At 64.8% G+C, this 13,963-nt stretch carries 10 protein-coding genes; 8 read left to right on the forward strand and 2 right to left on the reverse strand.

Features of this window, described 5'->3' with window-relative positions; genetic code table 11:
- Nucleotides 1–2 precede the first annotated feature (2 nt).
- The 4 genes from flgL to ACLF6L_RS04785 all read left to right on the forward strand — a co-directional run bounded on the left by flgL (nt 3) and on the right by ACLF6L_RS04785 (nt 4,887).
- Entirely contained in the window at nt 3–917 is a 915-nt protein-coding gene (flgL, locus tag ACLF6L_RS04770) for a flagellar hook-associated protein FlgL (RefSeq protein ID WP_238617508.1), read from the forward strand.
- Nucleotides 918–1,071: 154 nt separating this feature from the next.
- Nucleotides 1,072–2,170, forward strand: a protein-coding gene (prfB, locus tag ACLF6L_RS04775) for a peptide chain release factor 2 (protein ID WP_238617507.1) whose coding sequence is annotated in 2 segments (ribosomal slippage) — nt 1,072–1,146 and nt 1,148–2,170 — 1,098 coding nt in all. Because the reading frame shifts where the segments join, the coding sequence is not laid out codon by codon here.
- Between the two features lie 46 nt (nt 2,171–2,216).
- Entirely contained in the window at nt 2,217–3,713 is a 1,497-nt protein-coding gene (gene lysS / locus ACLF6L_RS04780) for a lysine--tRNA ligase (RefSeq protein WP_008931709.1), read from the forward strand.
- A 7-nt stretch (nt 3,714–3,720) separates the two neighbouring features.
- Nucleotides 3,721–4,887 (forward strand): pyridoxal phosphate-dependent aminotransferase, encoded by a 1,167-nt coding sequence (locus ACLF6L_RS04785; RefSeq protein ID WP_238617506.1) that lies wholly within the window; start codon nt 3,721–3,723, stop codon nt 4,885–4,887.
- Between the two features lie 49 nt (nt 4,888–4,936).
- Here ACLF6L_RS04785 and pckA read toward each other — a convergent pair whose 3' ends face one another.
- Complete coding sequence (gene pckA / locus ACLF6L_RS04790; RefSeq protein WP_412852476.1) at nt 4,937–6,520, reverse strand: phosphoenolpyruvate carboxykinase (ATP); 1,584 nt, start codon at nt 6,518–6,520, stop codon at nt 4,937–4,939.
- A gap of 153 nt (nt 6,521–6,673) precedes the next feature.
- Here pckA and ACLF6L_RS04795 point away from each other — a divergent pair, with 153 nt between their 5' ends.
- Both ACLF6L_RS04795 and ACLF6L_RS04800 read left to right on the forward strand, forming a co-directional pair.
- On the forward strand, nt 6,674–8,461 hold the full coding sequence (locus tag ACLF6L_RS04795) for an ABCB family ABC transporter ATP-binding protein/permease (RefSeq protein ID WP_238617504.1): 1,788 nt from the start codon (nt 6,674–6,676) through the stop codon (nt 8,459–8,461).
- Nucleotides 8,462–8,550: 89 nt separating this feature from the next.
- Nucleotides 8,551–8,838: a hypothetical protein gene (locus tag ACLF6L_RS04800; RefSeq protein ID WP_238617503.1), complete on the forward strand. Its 288-nt coding sequence runs from the start codon at nt 8,551–8,553 to the stop codon at nt 8,836–8,838.
- A gap of 122 nt (nt 8,839–8,960) precedes the next feature.
- Here the strand turns inward: ACLF6L_RS04800 and queF are convergent, their stop codons facing one another.
- Nucleotides 8,961–9,350: a preQ(1) synthase gene (gene queF, locus ACLF6L_RS04805; RefSeq protein ID WP_238617502.1), complete on the reverse strand. Its 390-nt coding sequence runs from the start codon at nt 9,348–9,350 to the stop codon at nt 8,961–8,963.
- Between the two features lie 104 nt (nt 9,351–9,454).
- Between queF and smc the strand changes: the two genes are divergently transcribed.
- Nucleotides 9,455–12,964: a chromosome segregation protein SMC gene (gene smc / locus ACLF6L_RS04810; protein ID WP_412852477.1), complete on the forward strand. Its 3,510-nt coding sequence runs from the start codon at nt 9,455–9,457 to the stop codon at nt 12,962–12,964.
- A gap of 26 nt (nt 12,965–12,990) precedes the next feature.
- Nucleotides 12,991–13,959 carry a cell division protein ZipA gene (gene zipA, locus ACLF6L_RS04815; RefSeq protein WP_412852478.1) on the forward strand — a complete coding sequence of 323 codons (969 nt, stop codon included), beginning with the start codon at nt 12,991–12,993 and terminating at the stop codon, nt 13,957–13,959.
- Nucleotides 13,960–13,963 lie beyond the last annotated feature (4 nt).

Consider the following 13,963-nt stretch of genomic DNA (forward strand, 5'->3'; position numbering starts at 1 on the left):
TCATGCGTATATCCACCAGTCAGATGTTCCAGAATGGCATTGATGTCATTCAGCGCCGGCAGCAGGAACTGGCCAAGACCCAGAACCAGCTCAGTACCGGTCGACGTATCCTGCGGCCGTCCGATGATCCCAGCGGCAGCGTGCAGACCCTCAAGTTCGAGAGCAGCATCGAGCGCACCGAGCAGTACCAGCGCAACGCCACCCTGGCCGAGCAGCGTCTGCGACTGACGGAAAGTACCCTGGGAGGGGTTACCGACGGTCTGCAGCGTATCCGGGAACTGACCGTGCGGGCCAACAACGGCACCGAGACCGACGAAACCCGGCGTTACATCGCCGCCGAGATGCGCCAGGTGCTGGCGGGTCTGGTGGATCTGGCCAATGCCCGGGATGCCAACGGGGAATATATCTTCTCGGGATATGCCTCGGATGCCAGGCCGTTTGATGTCGACATTGATGCCGGTAACTACGCCTATTCCGGCGCGGACATGAGCCGGGAGGTGGACATCAGTCCCGTGCGCCGGGTCAATCTGGGCAATCCCGGCGGCGAGGTGTTCGGTGACGGTGCATCCGACACGGCGTTGTTCGAGAAGATCGGCGAGCTGATCCTGACTCTGGAAGATCCCGCCGCATTTCAGGCCGCCGGGGGCGTGGGTGACAAGCTGACCGAACTGGATCAGAGCCTGGGCCGGATCCTGGACATCCAGGCCACCCTGGGCGCCCGGCTCAACGGCGTGGAAACCCAGGAGAATCTCAACGCCGAGCAGATCCTGCAGCTGGAGACCACCCTGTCCCAGATCCGCGACCTGGACTATGCCGAGGCCATCAGCCGATTCAGCCTGCAACAGGTGAGTCTGCAGGCGGCCCAGCAGACCTATGTGCAGGTCCAGCGCCTGTCCCTGTTCGACTACCTGCGTTGACGTGAGGGCAGCCAGGTTCAGCCACGGATACTCCCTTCTCCCCTTGGAGGAGAAGGGGCGGGGATGAGGGCGACTGCATCTCCACCTGTCCCCCGGCAGCTCTGCTACAATGTTCGGCTTTTCCCCATTCACATCCGCGTTGAAAGGCCGAGCGATGCTGGAACTCAACCCGCTGTTTTCCCAAATCAAGGATCTGCAAGGGCGTGTGGAAGCCCTGAGGGGGTATCTTTGACTTCGATGCCAAGCGCGAGCGCCTGGAAGAAGTCAGTCGGGAACTGGAAGACCCCAACATCTGGAACGACCCCGAAAAGGCCCAGTCCCTGGGGCGCGAACGTGCCCAGCTGGACCATGTGGTCGGCAACCTGGCCACCCTCACCGATAGCCTGAGCGAGACCCGCGAGCTGCTGGAACTGGCCCAGGAAGAGAACGACGAGGACACCGTCCAGGCCGTCGAGGCCGATTTGGAACGGTTCGAACAGCAGGTGGGCGAACTGGAGTTTCAGCGCATGTTCGCCGGCGAGATGGACGGCTGCGCCGCCTTCCTCGACATCCAGGCAGGCTCCGGCGGCACCGAGGCCCAGGACTGGGCGGAGATGCTGCTGCGCATGTACCTGCGCTGGGGTGAGCGTCGCGGCTTCAAGACCGAACTGATGGAAGTCTCCGAAGGGGACGTGGCGGGCATCAAGAGTGCCACCATCCGCTTTGACGGCCCCTATGCCTTCGGCTGGCTGCGCACCGAAACCGGCGTCCACCGTCTGGTGCGAAAGTCCCCCTTTGACTCCGGCAACCGCCGTCATACCTCCTTTACCTCGGTGTTCGTGTCCCCGGAAGTGGATGACGACATCGACATCGAGATCAATCCGGCGGACCTGCGTATCGACGTCTACCGCGCCAGCGGCGCCGGCGGTCAGCACGTGAACCGGACCGAGTCCGCCGTGCGTATCACCCATGTGCCCACCGGCGTGGTGGCGGCCTGCCAGAACGACCGTTCCCAGCACAAGAACAAGGACACGGCCATGAAGCAGCTCAAGGCCAAGCTCTATGAGCTGGAGCTGCAAAAGCGCAACGCCGAGAAGCAGGCCATGGAAGACAACAAGGCCGACATCGGCTGGGGTAGCCAGATCCGTTCCTATGTGCTGGACCAGTCCCGCATCAAGGATCTGCGCACCGGCGTGGAAGTGGGCAACACCCAGGCCGTGCTGGACGGTGATCTGGACCCCTTCATCGAAGCCAGCCTTAAGAGCGGGCTTTGAGCCGCCGTTTCACGCACAGCATTCCCATCAGGACCCGATCAAGCCAATGAACGACCAGACCCAGGACGAAAACAAGCTGATTGCCCAGCGCCGGGAGAAGCTGGGCCGTCTGCGTGAAGGCGGCATCGCCTTCCCCAACGACTTCCGTCGCAACGTCATGGCCGGTGAACTCCACGCCGAATACGACGCGCGGGACGATGCCTTCTTCGAGGAAGCCCCGGTGCGGGTATCCGTGGCCGGTCGCATGATGGCCAAACGGGTCATGGGCAAGGCCAGCTTTGCCCAGGTGCAGGACATGTCCGGGCGTATCCAGCTCTTCGTGCAGCGGGATGCCCTGCCGGAAGGGGTGTACCAGGACTTCAAGTCCTGGGATCTGGGAGACATCCTGGGCGCGGAGGGGACCCTCTTCAAGACCAAGACCGGCGAGCTGTCGGTGCAGGTGGATAGCCTGCGTCTGCTGACCAAGTCCCTGCGGCCCCTGCCGGAGAAGTTCCACGGCCTGTCGGACATGGAAACCCGCTACCGCCAGCGTTACGTGGATCTGATCATGAACGAACCGGTGCGGGAGACCTTCCGGGTCCGCACCCGCATCATCCAGGCGATCCGTGATTACCTGAACCGTCGTGGGTTCCTGGAAGTGGAAACCCCCATGATGCAGGCCATCCCCGGCGGTGCCACCGCCCGGCCCTTTGCCACCCATCACAATGCTCTGGACATGCAGTTGTTCCTGCGCATTGCCCCGGAGCTGTACCTCAAGCGCCTGGTGGTGGGCGGTTTCGAAAAGGTCTACGAGATCAACCGCAACTTCCGCAACGAGGGGCTCTCCACCCGGCACAACCCCGAATTCACCATGCTGGAGTTCTACGAGGCCTACGTGACCTACCATGAGCTCATGGATCTGACGGAAGACCTGCTGCGCACCCTGGCCCGGGACGTGCTGGGCACCACGTTGGTGAACTACCAGGGCGATACCTATGACTTCGGCCAACCCTTTGCCCGCATGACCGTCAAGGACGCCATCCTGCATTTCAATCCGGCGCTCTCGGCCGCCGACCTGGACGACGAGGCCCGTGCCCGCGAGGTGGCCCGGCAACTGGGCATCCCCCTCAAGGACAGTTACGGTCTGGGCAAGGTGTGGATCGAGATCTTCGAGAAGACGGTGGAACCCCGGCTCAAGGACCCCACCTTCATCACCGCCTATCCCACCGAGGTGTCACCCCTGGCGCGGCGCAACGACGACGACCCCTTCGTCACCGACCGTTTCGAATTCTTCGTCGGTGGCCGGGAGATCGCCAACGGCTTCTCCGAGCTTAACGACTACGAGGACCAGGCGGAGCGCTTCCGGCGCCAGGTGGCGGAGAAAGAGGCCGGTGACGACGAGGCCATGCACTTTGATGCCGATTACCTGCGGGCCCTGGAACACGGCCTGCCGCCGACGGCGGGGGAGGGGATCGGCATCGACCGGCTGGTGATGCTGTTCACCGATTCACCCTCCATCCGTGATGTGCTGTTGTTCCCCCACATGCGGCCCGAGGTGTCCTGACGTCGCCATGTCTCCCGCACGCCCCATCGCCCGGCGGATGGCCCACATCCAGCCCTTTCATGTCATGGACCTGCTGGCCCGCGCCCGGCGTCTGGAAGCCCAGGGACGGGATATCGTCCATCTGGAGATCGGCGAACCGGATTTTCAGACCCCGGCCCCCATCGTGGAGGCCGGTATCCGCGCCCTGCGGGCGGGACACACCCATTACACCCCGGCCACCGGCTTGCCCGCCCTGCGGGAGGCCATCGCCCGCTACTACCAGGATGTCCTGGGCGCGGACGTGGCCCCCGAGCGCATCGTGATCACCCCGGGGGCGTCGGGTGCCTTGCTGCTGGTGATGGGGATCCTGCTCAATCCCGGTGACCAGGTGGTGATGACCGATCCGGGTTACCCCTGCAATCGTCATTTTGTCCGCACCTTTGAAGGCGAGGCGGTATCGGTGCCGGTGGGGCCGGAGACGGATTACCAGCTCACGGCGGCCCACCTGGCCCGGCACTGGTCGGAGCGGACCGTGGCGGCCATGGTGGCCACCCCGTCCAATCCCACCGGTACCCTGGCGGACCGGGCCTTGCTGTCCGAACTGCTGGACTTCACCCAGGGTCGGGGGGGCGCCCTGATCGTGGACGAGATCTATCAGGGGCTGGTGTATGAAGGGGAGAACGGCACCGCGGCGGCCCTGTCCGAAGACCTGTTCGTCATCAACAGCTTCTCCAAGTTTTTCGGCATGACCGGCTGGCGCCTGGGTTGGGTGGTGGCGCCCCGGGACTGCGTGCGGGAGTTGGACAAGCTGGCCCAGAACCTGTTCCTGGCGGCTTCCACGCCGGCCCAGCACGCGGCCCTGGCCGCCTTCACCCCGGCCTGCATGGAGATTCTGGAGGCCCGCCGGGAGGCCTTTCGCGCCCGGCGGGATTTCCTGTTGCCGGCCCTGCGGGAGCTGGGCCTGAAGGTGCCAGTGACGCCTCGTGGCGCCTTCTACCTCTACGGGGACAGCACCGCCTTCAGCGAGGACAGCTTTGCCCTGGCGGAGCGTTGTCTGGAAGTGGCGGGGGTGGCCATCACCCCCGGACTGGATTTTGGCGACCACCTGGCCCGCTCCCATGTGCGGTTTGCCTACACCCGGGATCTGCCGGTGCTGGAGCAGGCGGTGGCGCGGTTGCGGACTTTCCTGCGGTAGCCCCTCTCCCCTTGTGGGAGAGGGGTTGGGGTGAGGGGAGGAAAAAGACTCACTCCACCCGCGGTGCCGCCGCCAGCAGTTCCGGGCTGGCCTGATCCGCGTAGGTCTTGAAATTCTCGTGGAACAGACGGGCCAGCTTGCGGGCCGTTTCCTGATAGGCCTGCGGGTCCTGCCAGGTGTTGGAAGGCACCAGCACCTCGTCCGGCACGTTGGGGCAGGACACCGGGATGTGCACCCCGAAGATGGGATCCTGCACCGTCTCCACCTGGTCCAGCGAACCGTCATGGATGGCATCGATGATGGCCCGGGTGTGGGCGATGCTCATGCGCTTGCCGACGCCGTAGGGGCCGCCGCTCCAGCCGGTGTTCACCATCCACACGCGCACGTCATGCTGGCGGATGCGTTCCGCCAGCAGTGCCGCGTAGCGGGTCGGGTGCCAGACCAGGAAGGGCGCGCCGAAGCAGGCGGAGAAGGTGGCCTCCGGTTCGGTCACGCCCATTTCGGTGCCCGCCACCTTGGCGGTGTAACCGCTGATGAAGTGGTACATGGCCTGGGCCGGGGTCAGCCGGCTGACCGGCGGCAGCACGCTGAAGGCGTCGCAGGTGAGGAAGATCACGTTGCTCGGGTGCCCACCGGTGCAGGGGATCTTGGCATTGGGAATGAATTCCACCGGGTAGGAGCAGCGGGTGTTTTCGGTGATGGTGCTGTCTTCGTAGTTCACTTCCCGGGTGTCCCGGTCATAGACCACGTTTTCCAGCACGGCACCGAAACGGATGGCATTGAAGATTTCCGGCTCTGCCTTCGGGTCCAGGTTGATGGCCTTGGCATAGCAGCCGCCCTCGATGTTGAAGACCCCCTCGTCGCTCCAGCAGTGCTCGTCGTCACCGATCAGGGCACGGTCAGGATCGGCCGAGAGGGTGGTCTTGCCGGTGCCGGACAGGCCGAAGAAGATGGAGACGTCGCCGTCCTTGCCCTCGTTGGCGGAGCAGTGCATGGAGAGCACGTTCTGCTTGGGCATGATGTAGTTCATGATGGTGAACACGCCCTTCTTCATCTCGCCAGCGTATTCGGTACCCAGGATCACGAACTCGCGCCGATCAAAGCACAGGCTCACGCTGGTGCTGTTCTTCACACCGGGGATGCCGGTGTCGGCGGCGGCACGGCCGGCGTTGTAGATCACGTAGTCCGGCTCGCCGTAGCTGTCCAGTTCCTCCGCGGTGGGGCGGATCAGCATGTTCTGCATGAACAGGGCGTGGTAGGCCCGCTCGCAGATCACCCGGATGCGGATGCGATAGCGGGGATCCCAGCCGGCAAAGCCGTCGATGACATACAGGCGGCTGCAGGTATTGAGATGGTCCACCGCCTGGGTGCGCAGGCTGTCGAAACTGCCGGCTTCCAGGCCGACGTTGACGGACCCCCACCAGACGTCGTCGTTGATGTGGTCATGCTGGACCACGCGCTTGTCCTTGGGGCTGCGTCCGGTCTTGGCGCCGGACTTGGCGATGAGGGCGCCGGTGGCGGAGATGGCGGAGCCGTGTTCGTGGGCCAGGGCCTCTTCATAAAGGACTGCCGGGGAGGGGTTGCGCAGCACCTTTGCCACGCTGATGCCATGTTGCTGAAGGCTGAAAGTCATGTTGCGGGTGTTCCTGTGGGGAGGAGAGGGCTGATCCATAAGAGATTATTCAGTTGCACTGCGCAAAACAACAGCAAACCGGGCATTTTGGAATATTTCCTTGATCGATCTCATTGGGTATAACGGAGGCTTTGCCCTCTTGCCGGAAATCATGTGAGACATCGCTCCGACTACGCCTACTCCGATCAACCCATCAACTGGCGCATCCTGCGCAGTCTGCTGCCCTACCTGATGGAATTCCGGGGGCGGGTGGCCCTGGCCGTGGTCTTTCTTACCCTGGCCAAGCTGGCCAACGTGGCGGTGCCGGTGGCCCTCAAGTACATCGTGGACCACTTCGATCCCTCGGTGGAGGCGGCCCTGGTGGCCATTCCCCTGGGGCTGTTGCTGGCCTACGGCCTGTTGCGGTTCGGCTCGGTGTTCTTCGGCGAGTTGCGGGACGCGGTCTTTGCCCGAGTGGCGGAGCGGGCCATGCGGCGGGTTTCCCTGCGGGTGTTCGAGCATCTGCACCGGATGGACCTGGGATTTCACCTGTCCCGGCGGACCGGCGGCCTGACCCGCGACATCGAGCGGGGCACCACCGGCATCAGCTTCCTGCTGCGCTTCACCGTCTTCAACATCATCCCCACCCTGTTGGAGATCGCCATGGTGGCGGTGATCCTGATGCTCATCCTGAGTCCGGGTTTTGCCGTGACCATGGTGCTGTCGGTGGGCATCTACGTGATCTTTTCCATCTTCGTGACCGAGTGGCGCAACCGCTTCGTGCGTGAGGCCAACCAGATGGACAACCGATCCAACACCCGCGCCGTGGACAGCCTGCTCAACTACGAAACGGTGAAATACTTCGGCAACGAGGCCTTCGAGGCCCGTCGCTATGACGCGGATCTGGAGGCCTGGGAGTCGGCGCGGATGAAGAATCGCCTGTCCCTGGCGGCGCTCAACTCCGGCCAGGCCCTGATCATTGCCGGCGGCATCACGGTCATGATGATCATGGCGTCCTCACGGGTGGCCGCCGGGGAGATGACGGTGGGGGATCTGGTGATGGTCAACGCCTACATGATCCAGCTGTTCATCCCGCTGAACTTCCTGGGCTTTGTGTACCGTGAGATCCGCGAATCCCTGATCAACATCGAGCGTCTGTTCGGTCTCATGGACAAGCCGCCCAAGGTGGTGGATCGCCCCGGGGCGGGCGCGCTGGTGGCCGATGGCGGAGAGATCCGGTTCACGGACGTCTGTTTCGGCTATGGCCCGGATCGGCGGATCCTGGACCGGGTGAGCTTTCATGTACCCGCCGGGCACAAGGTGGCCATCGTCGGCGCCAGCGGTGCCGGCAAGTCCACCCTGGCCCGGCTGCTGTTCCGGTTTTACGATGTGGATCAGGGCAGTATCTGCATCCATGGGCAGGATATCCGGGACGTGACCCAGGACAGCTTGCGGGCGGCCATCGGCGTGGTGCCCCAGGATACGGTGCTGTTCAACGACAGCATCCGTTACAACATCGCCTACGGCTGCCCCGGCGCCACGGAAGCCGCCGTGCGGCGGGCCGCCCGTCTGGCCCATCTGGAAGACTTCATTGCCCGCCTGCCCCAGGGATATGACACCGTGGTGGGGGAGCGGGGACTCAAGCTCTCCGGTGGCGAGAAACAGCGCATCGCCATTGCCCGGGTGATCCTCAAGGACCCGCCCATCCTGATCCTTGACGAGGCCACTTCATCCCTGGATTCCCATTCGGAGCAGGCCATCATGGGGGCCTTGAAGGAGATTGCCCGGGCGCGCACCACCCTGGCCATCGCCCATCGGCTCTCCACCATCCAGGATGCGGATCACATCATTGTGCTGGATCAAGGGCAGGTGGTGGAGCAGGGCACCCATGATGCCCTCCTGGCCCGGCAGGGGGTTTATGCCGGACTCTGGCAGAGCCAGCTGCAGCAGTCTGTGAAATAGGCCCGGATCGGCCGCCCTGCCTATGGTCTAGACTCATGGGACGGTGAAGCAACGCTTGTGCCGTCGATCAATGAATCAAGGAGGTCACCATGAGTCAACGCGAAGCTCACATCGAAAAGCTCAAGGCCAGACTGGATGAGTGGAATGCCGAGATCCACAAGCTGGAGGCCAAGGCCCAGGCTGCCCAGGCGGACATGAAGATCCAGTACGAGGAACAGCTCTCGGCCATGCGGGAGCAGCGGGACAAGGCCCGCGAAAGGATGCACGAGTTGCAGGATGCCAGCGAGGATGCCTGGGAACACATGCGCGAAGGCATGGAGTCGGCCTGGGAGCACATGTCGAAGGCCTTCAAGGACGCCATGAATCGCTTCCGGTAGGGAAGTGCCGATGCCCCCTCTGCCGTCACTCCCGCGAAAGCGGGAGTCCAGAGGGTTCTACACTGAGGGCGTTCCCGCTTGCGCGGGAATGCCGGACTCAGGTCAACCGGGGCACCCGGCTGTCAGGGCAGCTTCACTTCCAGCGGCGGCTGCCAGTCGGGGGCACGGTGCTCAGCGGTCACGGTGGTATACACACCACCGCGTACGTTGAATTCCGCCGTCAGACGCATGAAGCGGGGCGCCGTGGCCGCCACCAGGTCGCCGAGGATGCGGTTGGTCACCGCCTCGTGAAAGGCACCTTCATCCCGGAACGACCACACGTACATCTTCAGGGACTTGAGTTCCACGCACCGCTCGTCGGGCACGTATTCCAGTCGCAGTTCGGCAAAGTCCGGCTGGCCGGTCTTGGGGCAGAGGCAGGTGAACTCCGGCACCCGGATGCGAATGGTATAATCCCGGTCCTTCTGGGGGTTTTCAAAGGTTTCCAGGTTCTTGCTAGGCTGGCTCGACATGCTGTTCGATATCCGGTCATCAGTGGTGGGTACAGCCTGATATTCTACGCCTTTGCACCAATGTGCCGGAACCCGTCTACCGTACTGGGAATAATCGCCTCTCGATGCGACTGAGCAAGATCAAACTGGCCGGCTTTAAATCCTTTGTCGATCCCACCACCATCCTGCTGCCCAGCAACCGGGTGGGCATCGTGGGGCCGAACGGCTGCGGCAAGTCCAATACCATCGATGCCGTGCGCTGGGTGATGGGGGAGTCCTCCGCCCGCTATCTGCGCGGCGACTCCATGGAAGACGTCATTTTCAACGGCTCCTCCACCCGTCAGCCCGTCGGTCAGGCCTCCATCGAACTGGTGTTCGACAACAGTCAGGGGGTGCTGGGGGGGCAGTACGCCCAGTACGCCGAGATCTCCATCAGGCGCCGCGTCTCACGGGACGGCCAGTCCCAGTATTTTCTCAACGGCACCCGTTGCCGGCGGCGGGATATCACCGACATCTTCCTGGGCACCGGACTGGGACCCCGCAGCTACGCCATCATCGAGCAGGGGATGATCTCCCGCATCATCGAGGCCAGACCGGAAGAATTGCGGGTCTACCTGGAAGAGGCCGCGGGCATCTCGAAGTACAAGGAACGGCGACGAGAGACCGAAACCCGCATCCGCCATACCCGCGAGAATCTCGAACGCCTGCAGGATCTGCGCGACGAGGTGGACAAGCAGCTGCGCCACCTGCAGCGCCAGGCGGACGTGGCCGAGCGCTACAAGGCCTGGCGGGACGAAGAACGCCGTCTCAAGGCGGAACTGATGGCCCTGCGACTCAGGGATCTGGAAACGGAGTCCGGGCATCGGGAGCAGGAACTGCGGGCGCAGGAAACCCGCCTGGAGGCCACGGTGGCCCGGCAGCGGCAGCTGGAAGCCGGGCTGGAGCAGGACCGGGAGGCCCTGGTGGATGCCAACGAGACCTTCAATGAAGTCCAGGGCCGCTATTACCGCCTGGGCAGCGAAATCTCCCGAACCGAGCAGTCCATCCAGCATCACCGGGAACTGCGGGAACGGCAGTCCCGGGAGCTTGAGCAGGTGCGGGACGGCCTGGCCCAGACCCGGAGCCTCATCCAGGATGACGAAGCCCGCCTGGTGGAGGTGCTGACCGAGCTGGAATCCCTGGAGCCGGAGCATGCCGTGGGCAGCGAGGCCCTGGAAGAGATTGGTGAACGGCTGTTGCAGGCGGAGCAGGCCATGGGGGCTTGGCAGGGCCGCTGGGAAGCCTTCAACCGACGGGCGGCCGAGCCCAGCCAGGCGGCCCAGGTGGAGCGGACCCGCATGGAACAACTGGAACGCCAGATCCGCGCGCTGGATGAGCGCCTGTCCCGCCTCACCCAGGAGCGGGAAACCCTGTCCACGGATGCCCTCCGCGCCGAGATCCTGACACTGGAAGACCAGTCCGTGCTGGCCCATGCCCGGGTGGAAACCCTGGACGAGGCGCTGCAGTCGGCCCGCGACCGGATTCATGACAACCGGGAACAGACCCGTCTGCATCAAGGCCAGGTGGATGAACTGCGCCGTCGCATCCAGTCTCTGGGCGGTCGTCTGGCCTCCCTGGAAGCCCTGCAGCAGGCGGCCCTGGGCAAGCAGACCGCCTCGGTGATGGGCTGGCTCAAGCGGCAGGGACTGGCGGATGCCCCCCGTCTGGGAGAAGGGCTGGACGTGACGCCCGGCTGGGAAAAGGCGGTGGAGACGGTGCTGGGCCAGTTCCTGGAAGCGATCTGCGTGCCGGCCCTGGACCCGGTGGCCCAGGTCTGCGCCTCCCTGGAACAGGGGGATCTGCTGGCCTGGGAAACCGGCGATATCACCGGCGCCGACGATGCCCCGGCCCCGGACCGGCTGGCGGACCGGGTGCGCGGCCCCGTTCCGCTGCTCGACCTGCTGGCGGATGTCCATGTCGCCGCGGACCTTGCGACCGCCCTGGCCCTGCGCCCTCGCCTGGGCCCCGGGGAATCCGTGATCACCCCGGAGGGGATCTGGCTGGGACGGCGCTGGCTCAGAGTGGCCCGGGACCGGGACGAACATGCGGGTCTGATCGGTAGGGACCGGGAACTGCGCCAGCTCAGGGAAGAGATGCAGGCCCTGCAGGAGACGCTGGAGAGCCGGCAGCAGGATCTGGAAGAGGGACGTGAAGGCCTGCGCGAGCTGGAGGCCGGGCGTGACCAGGCCCAGGTGGAACTGAACCAGGCCCACCGGACCGCCAGTGAGCTGGATGCCCAGCTCAGCAACCGCCGCACCCGCCTGGAGCAGGTGGAGACCCGCATGCAGCGGGTGGAAGGCGAGATCACCGAGGTGCGTGCCCAGCGCCTGCAGGAACAGGAAGCCCTGCAGCAGGCCACCCGTCGCCGCAATGAGGCCGTTACCCGGATGGAGGTGCTGGCTCGGGAACGGGAGTCCCTGGAGCAGGACCGGGATGGCCTGCGCCGTGACCTGGACATGATCCGGACCGAGGCCCAGGCCCGCCGGGAGGCGGTGCATCGCATGGCCCTGACCCTGCAGACCCTGCGGGCCGCCCGGGATGCCACCCGTCAGGCCCTGGAGCGCCTGCGGGGCCAGTCCGGTCAGCTGCAGGCTCGTCTGGAAGACCTGCAGACCGCCCTGGACGATGCCGAGGCTCCCATCGGTGAGCTGGAAGACACCCTGGCCACCCTGGTGGAGGACCGCATGGACGTGGAACATGCCCTGAGCCAGGCCCGTGCCGGGGTCCAGGCCCTAGAGGCCGGGATGCGGGACAAGGACCAGCAACGCCTGGGGACCGAGCGGGAGGCGGAAACCCTGCGCGGCCATCTGGATGAATTGCGCATGGCTTGGCAGGAGATTAAGGTGCGCAGACAGACGGTTCTGGAGCAGTTGCAAGACACCGGTTTCACCCTTGCCCCGTTGCTTGAGGACCTGGACCCGGCGGCCACGGTGGCGGATCGGCAACGTCAGGTGGACGATCTGGGGCAGCGGATTGCGCGCCTTGGCCCCATCAACCTGGCGGCCATTGATGAGTACAAGGCCCAGAGCGAGCGCAAGACCTACCTGGATGCCCAGTACAATGACCTGATGCAGGCCCTGGAGACCCTGGAAAATGCCATTCAGCGCATCGACCGGGAGACCCGGAGCCGTTTTCGCGATACCTTTGAGCGGGTGAACGGACGGCTGCAGGAGATGTTCCCCCGCCTGTTCGGCGGCGGGCAGGCCCATCTGGAGATGACCGGGGATGATCTGCTGTCCACCGGGATCGCGGTGATGGCCCGTCCGCCGGGCAAGCGTCTGTCCACCATTCACCTCATGTCCGGTGGCGAAAAAGCGCTCACGGCCGTGGCCCTGGTGTTCGCCATCTTCGAGCTGAACCCGGCGCCGTTCTGTATGCTGGACGAGGTGGACGCCCCTCTGGATGAAGCCAACGTGGGGCGTTTTTGCGCATTGGTACGGGAGATGTCGGAACGGGTACAGTTCATCTTCATCACCCACAACAAGACAACCATGGAGCTGGCCGATCAACTGGTGGGCGTGACCATGCGGGAACCGGGGGTTTCCCGTCTGGTGACCGTGGACGTGGAAGAAGCCGCCCAGATGGCCACTGCCTGAAGACACAACCAAGAAGGACCCGGGAGATGGATACGTTGCGCTGGATTCTGTTGATACTGGGGATCATGATTCTTGTCGGCATCTACCTGGCCGGCCGCATGCGGGCGCCCAGGCGACGGCGTGAGTTGCCCCGGGAAAAGCTGGAGCCGGATGAACTGGAGCATGTGCACATCCGGGCCGATGACGGCTTCCAGGAACCGCCTCGCGCGGGAGATGAACTGGACGGCCTGGGGGATCTGGTGGCGGACGAGGTCCGGGACCGACCCGTGGCCATGACCGTGAAGAAGGCCGCGTCCACCGCGCAGACCCGACAGGAAAAGACCGCCCGGTCCGCCGGCAAGGCATCCGGCTCCGGTCTGCTGGGGCGGTTGCCGAAGATCCCCGGCCTGGGCGGGGCGCCGGAGGCGCGTCGACCGGTCCGGGAGACCTCGAAGGCCGGATCGGCAGGCTCGGCGACGTCTTCGGTCGAGCCCGTGGAACCCATCGAGGCCATGGAGCCGCCGCCGGCGTCCGCCCCGGCGGCGCCGGCCGAGCGCCCCGTGAAACCGGAGGTGCCCCGGGAAAAGCTGGTGGTGCTGCATGTGGTCGCCGGCGAGGACGACCGTTTCCTCGGCGTGGACCTGGCCACGGCCCTGACCGCGGAGGGGATGGAATTCGGCGATATGAACATTTATCACTACCTGGTGACGGATGGCCGACGCCAGTTGCCTGTCTTCAGCCTGGCCAACATGCTCAACCCGGGCACGTTCGATCCCCGGTTCATGGATGAATTCACCACCCCGGGGGTGACCCTGTTCCTGCAGTTGCCGGGACCCTGCGACGCGGTGGAGAGTTTCGATGCCATGTACCACTGCGCCGAGGGCCTGGCGGAGCGTCTCAAGGGGCAGGTGCTGGACGCCTCCCGCAGCGTCCTGACCCGTCAGGGCAGCGAACATATCCGCGAGGACATCCGCCGCTGGCAGTTGCGCGCGGGCCTGGGATCGGCGGGGCGATAACGGA

The organism is Ectothiorhodospira shaposhnikovii, assembly GCF_047222355.1.
Lineage (GTDB): Bacteria > Pseudomonadota > Gammaproteobacteria > Ectothiorhodospirales > Ectothiorhodospiraceae > Ectothiorhodospira.

What these genes read in the sequence shown, in the direction of transcription:
- lysS (WP_008931709.1), top strand. Translation starts at nt 2,217, where the DNA reads ATGAACGACCAGACCCAGGACGAAAACAAGCTGATTGCCCAGCGCCGG.
- zipA (WP_412852478.1), top strand. Translation starts at nt 12,991, where the DNA reads ATGGATACGTTGCGCTGGATTCTGTTGATACTGGGGATCATGATTCTT.
- pckA (WP_412852476.1), bottom strand. Translation starts at nt 6,520, where the DNA reads ATGACTTTCAGCCTTCAGCAACATGGCATCAGCGTGGCAAAGGTGCTG.
- queF (WP_238617502.1), bottom strand. Translation starts at nt 9,350, where the DNA reads ATGTCGAGCCAGCCTAGCAAGAACCTGGAAACCTTTGAAAACCCCCAG.
- flgL (WP_238617508.1), top strand. Translation starts at nt 3, where the DNA reads ATGCGTATATCCACCAGTCAGATGTTCCAGAATGGCATTGATGTCATT.
- ACLF6L_RS04785 (WP_238617506.1), top strand. Translation starts at nt 3,721, where the DNA reads ATGTCTCCCGCACGCCCCATCGCCCGGCGGATGGCCCACATCCAGCCC.
- ACLF6L_RS04800 (WP_238617503.1), top strand. Translation starts at nt 8,551, where the DNA reads ATGAGTCAACGCGAAGCTCACATCGAAAAGCTCAAGGCCAGACTGGAT.
- smc (WP_412852477.1), top strand. Translation starts at nt 9,455, where the DNA reads ATGCGACTGAGCAAGATCAAACTGGCCGGCTTTAAATCCTTTGTCGAT.